This window comes from Idiomarina sp. MD25a, assembly GCF_001870515.1.
Lineage (GTDB): Bacteria > Pseudomonadota > Gammaproteobacteria > Enterobacterales > Alteromonadaceae > Idiomarina.
In genome coordinates this window covers 350,366-365,632 of the sequence record NZ_MDGT01000003.1, presented here as the reverse complement: position 1 = coordinate 365,632, position 15,267 = coordinate 350,366, and the positions used below count along the sequence as shown (strand labels likewise).

Sequence of the window (15,267 nt, the reverse complement as noted above, 5' to 3'; positions counted from 1 at the left end):
GGAGAGCACCACATGCCAACGCAAGTCGACTGCCCAACCTGTGGAAGCAAAGTCGAATGGTCGCCTAGAGCCACCTACCGCCCATTTTGCAGCGAGCGCTGCAAGTTGATAGACCTTGGCGAATGGGCGAATGAAGAGAAAGCAATTCCGGGTGAGCCCGCTCAGATTCCTGAGCAGTCTGCTAATGACGACTTTTAGTTGGACTGCGCGTCCATAAGACAGTCAACGATGGGCTGATTAGCATCCGGAAACTGATAGGCGTCTAGCTGAGCAATATCAGCCCAAACAAATTCTTGACCTTCCATTTGACGTGCTGTGCCTGTATATGACAATACCCACCACACATCGAGTAGAACGCGCTTATCGCTGTATTGGTGTTCGACCACTGTCAGTGGTGCGCAGTCCGTCACAGCGATATTGCACTCCTCTTTTAACTCGCGAATAAGGGCTTCAGTCACTGATTCACCCTGTTCGACTTTGCCACCTGGGAATTCCCATTTACCGCCTTGGTGCTGATGATTCAGGCGCTTAGCGATAAAAATTTCACCTTGCTCGTTTTTGATTACGCCCACGGCAACATGCACCGTGGGCGTCGTACTATCAGCCTTCATTATAATTTACCGTGGCAGTGTTTATACTTCTTACCCGAACCACATGGACACGGTTCATTTCGTCCGACCTTAGCACCGCGTTGTGCAGGCTGTTGTTGTTCATCAGACTGTCCATTGGATTCGGCATTAGCTGTTGCACTTGCTTGTTCATGTTTAAACTCACGCGGCGCGCTATCGGCCGCCTTACGCTGTTGGTCAACTGCATCAACATCTTCTGGCGCGCGAACGCGAACTCGACTCAATAGCGTGACTACATCAAGTTTCAAGTTTTCTAGCATCTCGCTAAACAGCTCAAACGCCTCACGCTTATATTCTTGTTTTGGATTTTTCTGTGCATAACCACGTAGGTGGATACCCTGTCGCAGATGATCCATCGCTGCCAAGTGCTCTTTCCAATGTTGATCAAGGCTTTGTAGCATCACCGATTTTTCGAAGCGACGCAGCACCTCAGGGCCAACCAGATCTTCTTTCTCTTTATAGGCATCGACTAATGCCTGCAACACGCGCTCACGAAGTACTTCTTCGTGGAAGTGCTCATCTTCATCCAACGCCTTTTGCAGCTCTAATTCAATATCAAAGTCTGCGCGCAAACGCTCTTCGAGACTTGGCAAATCCCATAATTCCGCGAGTGATTGAGGCGGCACATATTCACTGATGACCGCATTAATGACATCTTCACGAATCACACCGATTGTTTCTGAAATATCACCTTCATCCAGCAACTCATTACGCTGTTCATAGACGACGCGACGCTGATCATTAGCAACGTCATCGTATTCGAGCAGTTGCTTACGTACGTCAAAGTTACGACCTTCGACTTTACGCTGGGCGTTCTCAATCGCTCGGGTGACCCATGGATGTTCAATCGCTTCACCCTCTTTCATGCCCAAACGCTTCATCATTGTTGCCATGCGTTCAGAAGCAAAAATGCGCATTAACGGATCTTCTAAGGACAAGTAAAAGCGCGATGAGCCTGGGTCACCTTGGCGACCTGAACGACCACGTAGCTGGTTATCAATACGGCGTGATTCATGACGTTCAGTACCGATAATATGTAAGCCACCTGACTCGATAACCTTATCGTGCAGTACTTGCCACTCTTGTTTGATTTTCTCGATCTTGTCGTTATCTGGCTCTTCGAGCTTCTCAACATCTGATTTCCAGTTTCCGCCTAACACGATGTCTGTACCACGTCCCGCCATGTTGGTCGCGATGGTGACTGCACCCGGACGACCTGCCTGCGCAACGATGTCAGCTTCTTGTTGGTGGAACTTCGCGTTAAGTACCGCGTGAGGAATCTTTTTCTTCTTCAGCAAACTTGAAAGCAGCTCTGAGTTTTCGATAGACACGGTACCGACCAACACGGGACGGCCTTGTTTACGACACTCTTCAATATCCTCAGCGATGGCTTCGTATTTCTCACGGGTGGTCAGGTATATCAAATCAGCGCGATCATCACGTACCATTGGACGGTTGGTTGGGATAACCACGGTCTCAAGACCATAAATAGATTGAAACTCGAAGGCTTCGGTATCTGCCGTACCGGTCATACCGGCAAGCTTGTCATACAATCGGAAATAGTTCTGGAAGGTAATCGATGCCAACGTTTGGTTTTCGTTTTGGATTTCGACGCCTTCTTTGGCTTCCATCGCTTGGTGCAAGCCTTCAGACCAACGACGGCCTTCCATCGTACGACCGGTGTGTTCATCAACGATGATGATTTTTCCATCTTTGACGATGTAATCGACATCGCGGCTGAATAAGTGATGCGCTCGCAAGGCAGCGTTAATATGGTGCAGTAAAGTAATATTAGCGGCTGAATACAGCGAGTCGTCCTCACCCAACATGCCACGCTCTTTCAGTAATGACTCAATATGCTCTTGGCCATTCTCAGTGAGATGCAGCTGCTTTGCCTTTTCATCGATAGTAAAGTCACCGTCGCCACGTTCTTCTTCGGTGTCTTCCTTTTCTTGGCGCACCAATAATGGCACCAGTTCATTCATTTTCTTGTACATTTCAGAGCTGTCTTCGGCAGGCCCTGAAATGATCAGTGGTGTACGCGCCTCATCAATAAGGATCGAGTCAACCTCATCCACCAACGCATAATGCAACTCACGCTGCACGCGTTCTTCTGGCGAAAACGCCATATTGTCACGCAGGTAATCAAAACCGAATTCATTGTTGGTACCGTAGGTAATATCGGCTTGATAGGCTGCCTTTTTATCTTGTGGCTGCATACCCGGAATATTAAAAGCAACTGACATACCGAGGAATTCAAATAACGGACGATTAAACTCCGCGTCACGCTTAGCTAGGTAGTCGTTGACGGTGATGATATGCACGCCTTTACCTGTCAACCCATTAAGATAGGCTGGCAAAGTCGCCGTTAGGGTCTTACCTTCACCCGTCTTCATCTCTGCGATACGGTTCTCATCAAGTACCATACCACCGACCATTTGCACGTCGAAGTGGCGCATTTTAAACACACGCTTACTGGCTTCGCGTACCGTTGCGAACGCTTCCTCTAAAAGACTATCTAGCTTCTCACCTTCATTAAGACGCTTTCTAAACTCTGTCGTTTTTTCTTTTAGTTGTTCGTCTGATAACGCCTCAAACTCAGGTTCGAGTTGATTGATTCGGTTCACGCGCTTCTGAAGCGTTTTTAAAATACGGTCGTTACGACTCCCAAATACTTTTCTGAACAAACTGCCTAGCATGAGAACGAGTTATCCTGTTTTATTCAAAATTAAAAAATTCGGTGACCCTTGGTCACCGCATCTAATGATCCGAGCTGAACCGTTATTCCGCTGAGCGATAAACGAAACGGTTCGGGTCTATCTGTTTGCCATTACGCAATACTTCGTAATGAACATGAGGCCCTGTGGAGCGACCTGTATTGCCCATTTCAGCAATGACCTGTCCTCGAGTGACGACATCGCCTACTTGCACATTGATTTTTTCATTATGGCCGTAACGGGTCTTTAAGCCACCACCGTGGTCAATTTCGACAAGATTACCGTAGCCCCAACGCTCCCCTGCCCAAGTAACAACACCTGCACCTGTCGCTACGACTTTCACTTCCTCGTCGTAGCTCGCAAAGTCCAGCCCTTTATGCATGGCTGGTTTGCCGGAGAATGGATCTTTACGCACACCATACTGTGATGATAGCCAACCGCTGGTGATTGGACTGCCGGCGATGAAGCTTTCATTGTTAACATTGTGATTCATCATGACAGATTCAAGTAGCGACAGTTGTTTTTGCTTGTCAGCAATTTTTGACAGCATCTGTTCAATATCAGACAGAACTTCTGTGCTTGTCGACTTGGGTAATGCAACGGCTTCAGTTTCTGGGCCGCCTAGTGGTATTTCGGAATTAAAACTAAACTCTCCATTACTGAGGTTGGCTTTATCCGCTAACCGCTCACCTAATGCATCGAGTCGACGCATATGGGCACGTAACTCGCCTAAATAGACTGTCATCGCCCCAAGACGTTTCTCGGTTTCGTTATACAGCTCAGCAACTGCCTTTGACTGTAATGCCAAGTTTTTTTGCTCTTCGCTAATTTTGGTTTGCGCCAATGCGGGATCAACACCTTGATAACTCCAAGGCTTGAAATAAGCAATACTCAGTAGCGCGACTAATCCTAAATAGGAAAATAGTCGGCGCCGCGTCAAACGAAAACTAAAACGAATTTTGGAGCCTTTATAAAAGACTGATAAACTCATTATTACTCTCTTATTATGGGTTTACAGCAACGACCTAGCGCACATGAACTCTAAACCTAAAACCACTAAACAATGGCTGAAAAACCAGCGTGATCATAACACGTTGAGCCAGTACGCACAGTTTGCCGCTCAACTACGCGATTGGCAACTACTCTTTGCACGAAGCCTGCCCGCCAACCTCGCTGCTCAGTGTGAATTGCTGAATGTGCGCGATGGCCAACTCATTGTTCGCGCACGTTCTGCTTCAGCGGCGAGTCAATTACGCTCGCTGACGGCACCATTGATCAACGCATTTGACCATGCGGGTATCAAGCTCAACCAAGTGACAATCGACATAGACCCCGCACAAAAAGCATCAACTGACGCATCACAGCCGTCGGCGGTTAGCCGCCGGCAACGTCTGTTAAATCTTGCCGAACAAAGCAGCGAACCACTTAAAACACAATTATTAAAGCTTGCTGATCAGGTGGCTAACAGCACTAAGTTAACCCCCGACGAATAAAAAAAGGTGCATAGTTTTCACTAAGCACCTTTTATTTCATTCGTCGTTTATGTCATCACATTACGCCAGCGAAGGTGACCAATATTTAATAGGCGCCTCTGCGGCTTTGTCCTCAAATGTGACAAATTCCCAAGCCGACTGCTGCTCCAACAATGCTTGTAGCAACTGATTATTAAGTGCGTGACCTGATTTATATGCACGCAAATGGCCCAGAATACTGTGTCCGCCCATGTACAAGTCACCAATCGCGTCGAGCATTTTGTGTTTCACGAACTCATCGTCATACCGCAAACCGTCGGTGTTCAGCACCCGGAATTCATCTAGCACGACGGCGTTATCAAAGCTGCCGCCTAACGCCAAATTGTTTGCGCGCAAATATTCAATGTCTTTCATGAAGCCAAAGGTGCGCGCGCGGCTGATTTCTTTGATGAAAGCCGAACTACTGAAATCCATGCTCACCGTTTGTCCCGTATCAGAGATCGCCGGGTGGTCGAAGTCGATAGCAAAGTCGATGCGGAATCCGTCATGGGGTAGCAGCTCCGCCCACTTTCCATCGTCTTCGACACGGATAGGTTGTTTTATTCGAATAAATTTCTTCGCACTGGACTGTTCCTCAATGCCCGCACTTTGTAGCAGGTAAACAAAGGGGTGAGAACTTCCGTCCATAATAGGGATTTCGTGCGAGTCGACTTCGATAATCAAGTTGTCGATGCCCACGCCCGCGAGTGCCGCGAGTAAGTGCTCGACCGTTGATACTCGAACGTCGTCTTCATTAATCAAACACGTACACAGCTGCGTGTCCCGCACCCAATCGGCGCGTGCAGGGATATCCACCACCGGGTCCAAATCGACGCGGCGAAACACCAACCCTGTGTTGGCCGGCGCCGGGCGCAAAGTTAAGTTAACCTTGTTGCCGCGGTGTAAGCCCACACCTGTGGTTGAAATCGCTTTTTTAAGTGTACGTTGTGTAATCATTAATCGAATTCACCTATCCAATCAAATCTGCTCCGCGAAAATGCGGCCTGACATTATACGACAAATGTCATGGTTGACGCAAATTTTGCTTAATTTTTACGCATCAATCCACTTGTTTGCGTAAAAATGCTGGAATATCTAAATAATCCAATTCCTTGTCAGCACTTTGCTTCGGTGCAGGCTTACGCGCTGGCTCCGCTTTTTGCTCAGTAGCTGGCTCTGGCTCCTCATCATATTGAGGCGCTGCAGAACTGCGGTCCAAGTCGCGGCGATACTGCGGCGCTTGCTCACGCTTAGGTGCTTGACCTGCGTTGTTAACCAACGAGATATCAGGCTTGCGCTCTGCACCAATACCGGTCGCAACAACAGTGACACGTAATTCATCAGACATCTCAGTATCGATAACGGTTCCCACAATGACGGTTGCATTATCAGAAGCAAACGCCTTGACGGTATTACCAACCGTTTCAAACTCATCGATACTCATATCCATGCCTGCAGTCACGTTGACGAGAACGCCACGTGCACCTGAAAGATCGATGTCTTCCAGTAGCGGACTATTGATGGCCATCTCAGCCGCCTCTTGAGCACGGTCTTCGCCACTCGCCACGCCAGTGCCCATCATTGCGGTGCCCATTTCTTTCATGACCGCACGTACGTCGGCAAAGTCGACGTTAATCAGGCCTGGACGAGTAATCAGTTCAGCAATGCCTTGCACCGCGCCAAGCAACACATTGTTAGCCGCGCTAAACGCATCAAGCAAGGTGGTACCGCGTCCCATCACTTTTAACAGCTTCTCGTTAGGGATGGTAATCAGTGAGTCGACACTCTGTGCCAACGCATTGATACCTTCTTCAGCTACCGCCATACGTTTTTTACCCTCGAACGGGAACGGCTTAGTGACGACAGCAACGGTTAAGATGCCGAGCTCTTTTGCTACTTCAGCAACCACCGGTGCAGCACCCGTGCCTGTACCGCCGCCCATGCCCGCAGCAATGAAGACCATATCAGCGCCTTCAAGCTGAGCGCGAATATTGTCACGATCTTCTTCCGCCGATTGGCGACCGACTTCTGGATTCGCGCCAGCACCCAGACCCTTAGTAATATCCGAGCCTAGCTGAATCGTAACATCGGCACTATGGTTACGGAGTGCTTGCGCATCGGTGTTTGCAGCGATGAACTGGACACCTTCGATTGACTCTTTAACCATGTGTTGGACAGCGTTACCGCCGCCACCACCGACACCAATCACTTTGATGACGGCTTCACTTTCGTAATTATCCATCAGTTCAAACATTTTTCTTCTCCCTACCTGCTTTTACTTGCTACCCCAGCGATTAAAACTCACCTTTAAACCAGTTCTGTAGCTTTTGCCACATACCGATTACGTCAGTTTTACTGCTTTCTTGTTGCGATGCCGTCGAGTTTTCCTGACCGTACTTTAACAGTCCAACCGCGGTCGCATAAACCGGATCTTCTACGTAATCCTTTAAACCTTTCACATGCAAGGGCTTACCAATGCGCACTGGCATTTGAAATATCTCTTCGGCAAACTCGAGACAGCCTTGCATTTTTGCGCTGCCACCGGTCAACACGACACCGGCAGCGATTTGTTCATCTAAACCACTTTGTACGATCTCATCGCGTACTAATTCAAACAGTTCTTGATAACGTGGCTCAACGACTTCGGCCAAAGTATGGCGCGACATCATACGGGCAGGACGACCGCCCACTGAGGGCACTTCAATAGTGTCTTCCATGCTAACCAAACCGCGCAGTGCACACGCATGCTCGGTTTTAATCTGCTCCGCATGATTGGTTGGCGTGCGGAATATCTTAGCGATATCACTGGTCACTTGGTTACCGGCTGCGGGAATCACAGCTGTATGGCGCAATACACCACCTGCGTATATACAAATATCAATGGTGCCGCCGCCCATATCGACTAATGCAACACCTAAATCCTTTTCATCATCCGTGAGTACCGAGATACTTGATGCCAACGCCGAAAAAATTAATTTGTCGACTTGCAGGGCACACCGCTCAACCGCTTTAGTGATGTTTTTTGCCATATCATTGGCGCAGGTGATGATATGGACTTTTGATTCCATACGAACGCCTGACATGCCAATCGGGCTGCGAATACTCTCTTGTGAGTCAATCACATACTCCTGTGGAAGCACATGCAAAATGCGACGTTCTTTTGCGATAGGCACCGACTGCGCAGCATGAATGACATTGTCGACGTCATCTTGAGTCACTTCGGCCTCATTAATTGGTACCATGCCACTCTCGTTTTGGCATGAGATATGGCGGCCCGAAATATTCAAATACACAGAAGCAATGCGGCAGTCAGCCATTAATTCAGCCTCGTCGACTGCGCGCTGAATTGATTGCACCACCAAATTAAGATCGTTAACGCCGCCTTTATCCATACCGCGCGCTGTTGTTACGCCTACGCCGATGACGCTAATATCATCATCAGGTAACAGCTCACCCACCAAGGCGGTGACCTTGCTGGTTCCGATATCTAATCCAACGACCATTTGTCGTTCTGTGGTCTTCGACATACTCGTTTAACTCTCTTTGGCTTCTTTTGGCTGCCAACTCACGGCAACCCCCGTATCATACCGCAAATCAACGACTTCGATGCGCTGCTTTTCGTTATTTGGGTGCGATTTAATTTTTGGTAATAAATCGATAAATCGTTTCACCCGTTCAGCGGTCGCTTCGCGTCCTAGTTTTAGTTCAATACCCGACTTCAATACCAAGCTCACCGAGAATCTATCAGTCAGTCGTAGCGCCGAAATACCGAGATCGTTTAACGCTAGTAACCCCTGTAAATCACGATACGCTGTCAACGTCTGTTCAACTTCTCGCTCAGGACCAAATAGCTGAGGCAACGGCTGCTTTAGCTTGCTTTCATTGAGATCAGCGCTAAACACCTCTCCCTCTGCATTCAGCAATCGATCGCCATTCCAGCGTGCCAACGGCTTTTGCTCGGTAACGTGAACCGAGAGCCTGTCGGGCCATACTTTGCGCAGTGAAGCCTGCTTAACCCAAGGCAACGCCTCAATACGTGCTCTAATTTTATCGACATCCGCGGTAAAAAAGCTGCCTAACGGCTCCGCCAGAATCGCTTGTCTTATCGCTGTAACGTCAGTCTGCAACAGTTCACCTTGCACATTGAACCGTGCTAACGGTACTTGTTGCTCATCTTCAAGCACGTCCATTAAATACCACGTGCCAAATACAAAGCCGCCCACGGTGATGATGCAAACCACCACCCCTAACCAAAAGTTCCACTGCGCTATGGGCGGTAACTTGGACTTTCGGCTCATTTACTGCTCCAGCGTCTGTGCCAGAATATTCCAAACCAATTGTTCAAATGACAGTCCACGTTGCTTAGCTGCCATCGGGACTAAACTCTTCTCAGTCATTCCGGGTACAGCGTTCGCCTCTAACAAAAACCATTGACCTTGTTCATCCCGCATCGCATCAATGCGCCCCCAACCCTTGCCATCGACTGCTGCAAACGCAGCAAGTGCCAGCTGGCGTAGGCTCTGTTCATCGTCATCCGATAACCCGGCCGGACAATGATACTGCGTATCGTTGGCTTGATACTTAGCGGAGAAATCATAAAACTGGTGCGGCGTTTGTAAGCGAATGACAGGCAATGCTTCGCCGTTTAATAATGCCACCGTATATTCATTACCGTTAATCCAGCGCTCCACCAACACATCACTGTTGTACTGCAATGCTTCACGAATCGCCGTATCTAACTCGCTGGCTTCGGCTGCCACGCTCATGCCAATTGATGAGCCTTCTAACGCAGGCTTCACAATCACTTTGCCGCCAAGCTGCTTCAGTATTTGCGCAGCATCCCACTGCGCATGACCCACGCGAATGACAATTGAGGGCGCAACAGGTAGTTGCATACTCTGCCAAATCTGTTTAGTGCGCACTTTATCCATCGATAACGCACAACCCAACACTGAACTGCCGGTGTAAGGCACACCCAGGGTCTGCAATGCGCCCTGCATTGCACCATCCTCACCACCGCGACCATGTAACACGACAAAGGCGCGATCGACGCCGAGGTCAAGCAGGTCAGTCAATGGCCGTTCAGCAGGATCAAACGAAAATGCATCGATTTGTTGTGCACATAGCGCATTCAATACCGCTTGCCCCGATTTAAGTGAGACCTCGCGTTCCGCTGAAGAGCCGCCCATCATGACAGCCACTTTTCCAAAGGCAGATGACTTCACACTGCCTCCTTATTGCAATCAAAGACATCCTGGGTCAGTCGTTTAGCTAACTGACCTACGTTGCCGGCACCTTGAGTCAGTAGTAAGTCGCCGGGCTGTAATACATCGCCAATGATATCCACCAAAGCATCTGCATCGGCAACATAAATCGGGTCGATTTGTCCTCGTTGGCGAATAGAGCGACACAGAGAACGACTGTCGGCACCTGCAATAGGGGCTTCTCCAGCACCATACACTTCTAACAACAAGAGCGTATCGACTTGCGATAACACGTTAACAAAGTCTTCGTAAAGATCGCGTGTACGTGAGTACCGATGGGGCTGAAACGCCATCACCAAGCGTTTATCCGGCCAACCTTGTCGTGCCGCTTTTATCGTGGCATCGACTTCCGATGGGTGGTGCCCGTAGTCGTCGACCACCATCACGCCCTCAGAAGTGTGTGCCGGCCATTCGGCTACGCGACATTCACCATGATACTCAAAGCGTCGGCCGATACCTTCAAACCTGTTTAACGCAGTTTGGATAGCGTCGTCTTCGATGCCCTCGTCGGATGCCACAGCGACCGCAGCCAATGCATTAAGCACGTTGTGGCGACCAGGCAGATTAAGCGAGACGCTTAATGGTTCGCGCCCTTCTCGCAACACTTTAAAATGGCTTTGCCCCATATGCTGATGGTAATCCACCGCGCGTACGTCGGCATCTTCGCTAAAGCCATACGTTACGGCTTGACGACCGACACGCGGAATCAGGTCACGCACCGCTTGGTCATCAATACACATCACCGCAAGACCATAAAACGGTAAGTTGTGGAGGAAGTCGACATAGGTATCAAGGAGGCGATTGAAATCACCACCGTAGGTATCCATGTGGTCTGCCTCGATATTAGTCACCACAGCGACCATCGGCTGTAAGTGTAAAAACGACGCATCACTTTCATCGGCTTCGGCAATCAGGTATTTGCTGGAGCCAAGCCGCGCATTACTGCCTGCTGAATTGAGCAGACCGCCAATGACAAAGGTTGGGTCACGCTCCGCTTGTGCGAAGATGCTCGCAACCAATGAGGTGGTGGTTGTTTTACCATGCGTGCCCGCTACTGCGATACCATGTCTAAAACGCATTAATTCCGCGAGCATTTCGGCGCGCCGTACGATTGGAATTCGATGCTGTTGCGCCGCTTCGAGCTCAACGTTATCCGCTTTTATCGCGCTGCTGACGACCACTACATCAGCACCATCAACATTGCCAGCTTGATGACCGATAAAAAGTTCAGCGCCAATGGCTTGTAGCCGTCGTGTGTTGGCATTATCTGCAACATCTGAACCGACAACACAATAGCCCTGATTTAATAAAACTTCGGCAATACCCGCCATCCCTGCGCCACCGATACCTATAAAATGGATACGCTTGACACGACGCATTTCGGGGACATTCACAATGGTAAAGGGTTGTTGTGTCGTTTGGCTCATAACGTTCTCTCTACTGCGGGTTGCGGGTGGGATTCGCCCGCCAGAATCTGGCGACATAGCTGGACAATATGGTCTGTTGCTTGCAATTCACCAACCGAGCGTGAAAAGCTCGCCATTTTCCACAGTTGCGAAGGCGCTTGCAATAAACTTTGCAAGGACTTTGCAAGGCCATCAGCGGTAAAGTCACTTTGCGCTATCACTACTGCGCCACCCGCCTCAGCCACCGCTCGCGCATTCGCGGTCTGATGGTCATCAACAGCATGAGGCAGAGGAACAAACACAGCAGCGCGCCCAACGCCGCAAATTTCTGACACCGACAATGCGCCAGCACGACTAATAATAATGTCAGCGGCGGCATAAGCACTCGCCATGTCATCAATAAACTCGACCACTTGAACCTGTTTGTCTTTCAACGTGACCGCTTGATAACTTTGCTCTGCGGCAACCTTGTTGCCAGCGCCTACTTGATGGGTCACGTTCACAGTTCCATTTATCCGCGCCAGCGCTTCGGGCAGCGTTTGATTAAATACGCGTGCACCTAGGCTCCCCCCTACGATCAGTAGGTTGATTGAATCGTGGTGTGACTCCGCAGGACGGGCGTCTGCCGCTGCAATAATTTCTTGACGCAATGGATTACCAACACGGTATACGTTGCTTTGTCGCATAAGACGCTGGCTCTTAGGTCGTGACTTATCCAGTGGTAAACCGAGCAACACTAATTGGGCCCATCGCGCCAACAACAAAGTTGTCATACCGGGAACAGCATTCTGTTCATGAGTTAACAAAGGAACACCGCGTTGATGCGCTACCCAGCCGACAGGTGCACACACGTAACCACCGAACGTTAGCACTAAGTCCGGCTGAAATGTCTGAAATAGTTTACGAACCTGGCGCCATGCAGAGAGTAACGTTTTCGGCATGGTTAGCAGCCGTTTTACACCATGACCGCGCAGCCCAGTCATGGCAATACGGTGTAAAGGAATGTCGTGTTGCGGTACGACTTTCGCCTCGATACGTTGCTCTTGCGTGCCCACCCACTCAACTTGGTGGCCTTCTGCGCGCAATTCCTGGGCGACTGCCAATGCTGGAAACACGTGCCCACCGGTACCTGCCGCTGCGATTAGGATGCGACTCATTCGGCACCTCCGCGCGGCGTTACTTTCCGGCCAGTCATACGTCGTTCATGATCGATTCGAAGTAATAGCCCGACGGCTAAACTCGAAACTAACAAACTAGTGCCGCCGTAACTCACCAGCGGTAAGGTCAAGCCTTTGGTCGGCAGCGCGCCGGAAGCCACACCGATATTCACAAACGCTTGAATACTGAACCACACGCCAATACCGTAAGCGAGGTAGCCACCGTAACGTTTTTGCACCATTAAACAGCGACGACCAATAATCAGCGCCCGCACGACCATCATCAATACCAGCGCAATCACCGCCATTACACCTAAGAAGCCGAGTTCCTCTGCAACAACCGACATAATAAAGTCAGTATGCGCCTCAGGTAAGTATTGTAATTTTTGAATACTATTACCTAAACCAACACCGGACAGGTGACCCTGACCAAATGCGATCAGTGATTGCATTAGTTGATAGCCGGCCCCAAAGGGATCTTTCTCAGGCTCCAAAAAAGTCAACAGACGTTGCATCCGGTAGGGCTCGATAACAATGAGGAGAATCAGCGCCAATACACAGGTGATAAAGACACTGAAGAACTGCCATAATTTAGCGCCAGCCAAAAACAGCATGGCAATTGTCGTCGCTGACAGGACAGCGACAGTACCAAAGTCCGGCTGCATGAGTAGCAAAACAGACGCTAAAAACAGCAAAGCCATTGGCTTAATAAACCCTTTGGTCGCTTCACGCAATTCGACCTCACGACGATCAAGATAACTCGCCATGTAGATATAAAAGAATAATTTCGCTAATTCCGCCACTTGTATAGTGATGGGTCCTACTTTAATCCAACGTTGTGCCCCGTTCACCGAGTGACCGACCACCAATACAACTAACAGCAGCGCCAAGCCGATTAGCAACAGCTTACCGCTGTGCTTTTGCCAAAGTTGGGTGGGTACTGCAAGGCTGACTAGCAAAACAACCAGTCCCGCACAGACATAGATGGTGTGACGAATGGCAAAATAGAACGGCTGCCCGGTGAGCTTATCCGCGGTTGGTAAGGAAGCCGATGTGACCATCACAAAACCGAACACCAGCAGCGTGATGGCGAGCGTAAACAAGGTGCGATCATAAAGGCACTGCGATGCTGCAGGTCGCAACCACGCCCACAGCGCAACACCCAAGTGCTTCCCGCGCTCGGTCATATTGAGTTGCAACTGTTGCTCACGCGCTGCGCTCATATAACCTCGCTATATGCTGTTGGAACGCCTTACCGCGCTCTACAAAATTGCTAAATTGATCAAGGCTAGCGCACGCTGGGGATAAAACCACCCAGTCTTCAGGCTCAGCGATTTGCTGCGCTGTTCTCACCGCCTCAGATAGCTGTTCACAGTAACGCGCCCCTTTACGTAACTCACCGATTTTTTTGCCATCGCGACCGATGGTCAGCAAGACATCGACACGACTCAATACCGGCAGTAACTGAGAAAACTGAGCGCCTTTACCATCGCCACCCGCGATCAGGATCAGGCGTCCTTTAATCATCGGGCGTAAGCCATTGATTGCCGCTTCTGTGGCGCCGATATTGGTTGCTTTTGAGTCATCAACCCAGCGTATACCATTGGCTTCATAAACAACCTGACATCGGTGCGGTAAACCACTGAACTGCTCGATAGCTTGCACACCCTGCTTGGGTGTCAGCCCGAGGGTTTCGGCTAACGCAAGTGCGGCTTGGATGTTAACTAGGTTGTGAGTTCCCGCTAGCGAAAACTGATGAGCACTTGCTAACGGTTTTCCGTGCCGAGTGATGGCGATACCTTCAGGATTTTTGATAAGCCCGTAACCATTAGCGCTTTCATCGGTGCCAACGGTAACTAATGACTGAGGCACTTTACTGGGCCAATGCTGCGAATCCTGACGGTTTAGGACGCTCACTGCCGCATGGTTAAAGATATTTAATTTAGCCTCAAAATAGGCTTGTTCAGAATCATAACGATCAAGGTGGTCAGCGCTGACATTTAATAACGCAGCACCCGCAAGCTTGAGACTGCGCGTAGTCTCAAGTTGAAAGCTCGAAAGCTCTAACACATAGGCATCGGCGTCCTGTTGCAGTGCATCCAACACGGCGACACCAATATTACCTGCCGCAACCCAGCGATGGCCGTGATATTGGCCCATTTGTTCTACTAACGTAGTCACGGTCGATTTGCCGTTTGATCCCGTTACTGCCACAACGGGTCGTTGATTAAGTTGTGCAAAAATCTCAACGTCCCCGATAATCGGAACGCCGGCATCACGCGCCATCTGAATCTTCGCGTCGCGCGTGTCTAAGCCTGGGCTTACAACAATAAGATCGGCCGCAAGTAAATCTTCAAGCTGCCAGCCACCCGTAGTCACTCGTTCTTCGCCAAGCAACTGCTTCACCTCGTCAAGGCCCGGCGGCTGTTCGCGGCTATCACACGTGTGGATCTCACAATCAGCATGTAACGGGCTGTTTTCACCGACCAAAAAGCGCACTACCGAGCGGCCCGACTGCCCAAGGCCGAGTATCACAACAGTGTCTAGTTTTTGCCAATGAATTCGCTGTTCCATAACCCGTTA

14 protein-coding genes are annotated in these 15,267 nt (G+C 49.7%); 2 read left to right on the top strand and 12 right to left on the bottom strand.

The features are described from left to right. Positions 1–12 precede the first annotated feature (12 nt). Positions 13–198: a DNA gyrase inhibitor YacG gene (gene yacG, locus BFR57_RS05875; protein ID WP_071463091.1), complete on the top strand. Its 186-nt coding sequence runs from the start codon at positions 13–15 to the stop codon at positions 196–198. Here the strand turns inward: yacG and mutT are convergent. From mutT to BFR57_RS05860, 3 genes are all read right to left on the bottom strand, one after another. Continuing rightward, positions 195–611 carry an 8-oxo-dGTP diphosphatase MutT gene (mutT, locus tag BFR57_RS05870; RefSeq protein ID WP_071463090.1) on the bottom strand — a complete coding sequence of 139 codons (417 nt, stop codon included), beginning with the start codon at positions 609–611 and terminating at the stop codon, positions 195–197. The two genes, yacG and mutT, sit on opposite strands and share 4 nt — an antisense overlap. After that, positions 611–3,328 carry a preprotein translocase subunit SecA gene (secA, locus tag BFR57_RS05865; protein ID WP_071463089.1) on the bottom strand — a complete coding sequence of 906 codons (2,718 nt, stop codon included), beginning with the start codon at positions 3,326–3,328 and terminating at the stop codon, positions 611–613. Before secA ends, mutT begins: the two co-directional genes overlap by 1 nt. A gap of 82 nt (positions 3,329–3,410) precedes the next feature. After that, positions 3,411–4,337 carry a M23 family metallopeptidase gene (locus BFR57_RS05860; protein WP_071463088.1) on the bottom strand — a complete coding sequence of 309 codons (927 nt, stop codon included), beginning with the start codon at positions 4,335–4,337 and terminating at the stop codon, positions 3,411–3,413. A 43-nt stretch (positions 4,338–4,380) separates the two neighbouring features. On the opposite strand from BFR57_RS05860, the gene BFR57_RS05855 reads away from it, so the two are divergent. Continuing rightward, on the top strand, positions 4,381–4,839 hold the full coding sequence (locus BFR57_RS05855; RefSeq protein ID WP_071463087.1) for a DciA family protein: 459 nt from the start codon (positions 4,381–4,383) through the stop codon (positions 4,837–4,839). A gap of 60 nt (positions 4,840–4,899) precedes the next feature. Here BFR57_RS05855 and lpxC read toward each other — a convergent pair whose 3' ends face one another. From lpxC to murD, 9 genes are all read right to left on the bottom strand, one after another. Then, positions 4,900–5,814, bottom strand: coding sequence for a UDP-3-O-acyl-N-acetylglucosamine deacetylase (gene lpxC / locus BFR57_RS05850; RefSeq protein ID WP_071463086.1), 915 nt, complete (start codon positions 5,812–5,814; stop codon positions 4,900–4,902). A gap of 103 nt (positions 5,815–5,917) precedes the next feature. Further along, positions 5,918–7,111 carry a cell division protein FtsZ gene (ftsZ, locus tag BFR57_RS05845; protein WP_071463085.1) on the bottom strand — a complete coding sequence of 398 codons (1,194 nt, stop codon included), beginning with the start codon at positions 7,109–7,111 and terminating at the stop codon, positions 5,918–5,920. Between the two features lie 40 nt (positions 7,112–7,151). After that, the gene (gene ftsA, locus BFR57_RS05840; protein WP_071463084.1) at positions 7,152–8,384 is read right to left on the bottom strand and encodes a cell division protein FtsA; all 1,233 of its coding nucleotides are present in this window, start codon (positions 8,382–8,384) and stop codon (positions 7,152–7,154) included. A gap of 6 nt (positions 8,385–8,390) precedes the next feature. After that, positions 8,391–9,155 carry a cell division protein FtsQ/DivIB gene (locus tag BFR57_RS05835; RefSeq protein ID WP_071463083.1) on the bottom strand — a complete coding sequence of 255 codons (765 nt, stop codon included), beginning with the start codon at positions 9,153–9,155 and terminating at the stop codon, positions 8,391–8,393. Then, complete coding sequence (locus BFR57_RS05830; RefSeq protein WP_071463082.1) at positions 9,156–10,082, bottom strand: D-alanine--D-alanine ligase; 927 nt, start codon at positions 10,080–10,082, stop codon at positions 9,156–9,158. It lies immediately after the preceding gene. Continuing rightward, positions 10,079–11,548 (bottom strand): UDP-N-acetylmuramate--L-alanine ligase, encoded by a 1,470-nt coding sequence (gene murC / locus BFR57_RS05825; protein ID WP_071463081.1) that lies wholly within the window; start codon positions 11,546–11,548, stop codon positions 10,079–10,081. The genes BFR57_RS05830 and murC overlap by 4 nt, the downstream gene beginning before the upstream one ends. Then, entirely contained in the window at positions 11,545–12,684 is a 1,140-nt protein-coding gene (gene murG / locus BFR57_RS05820; protein WP_071463080.1) for an undecaprenyldiphospho-muramoylpentapeptide beta-N-acetylglucosaminyltransferase, read from the bottom strand. Before murG ends, murC begins: the two co-directional genes overlap by 4 nt. After that, complete coding sequence (gene ftsW / locus BFR57_RS05815; RefSeq protein ID WP_071463079.1) at positions 12,681–13,907, bottom strand: putative lipid II flippase FtsW; 1,227 nt, start codon at positions 13,905–13,907, stop codon at positions 12,681–12,683. Before ftsW ends, murG begins: the two co-directional genes overlap by 4 nt. Continuing rightward, entirely contained in the window at positions 13,891–15,258 is a 1,368-nt protein-coding gene (gene murD, locus BFR57_RS05810) for a UDP-N-acetylmuramoyl-L-alanine--D-glutamate ligase (protein ID WP_071463078.1), read from the bottom strand. The genes ftsW and murD overlap by 17 nt, the downstream gene beginning before the upstream one ends. Between the last annotated feature and the right edge of the window lie 9 nt (positions 15,259–15,267).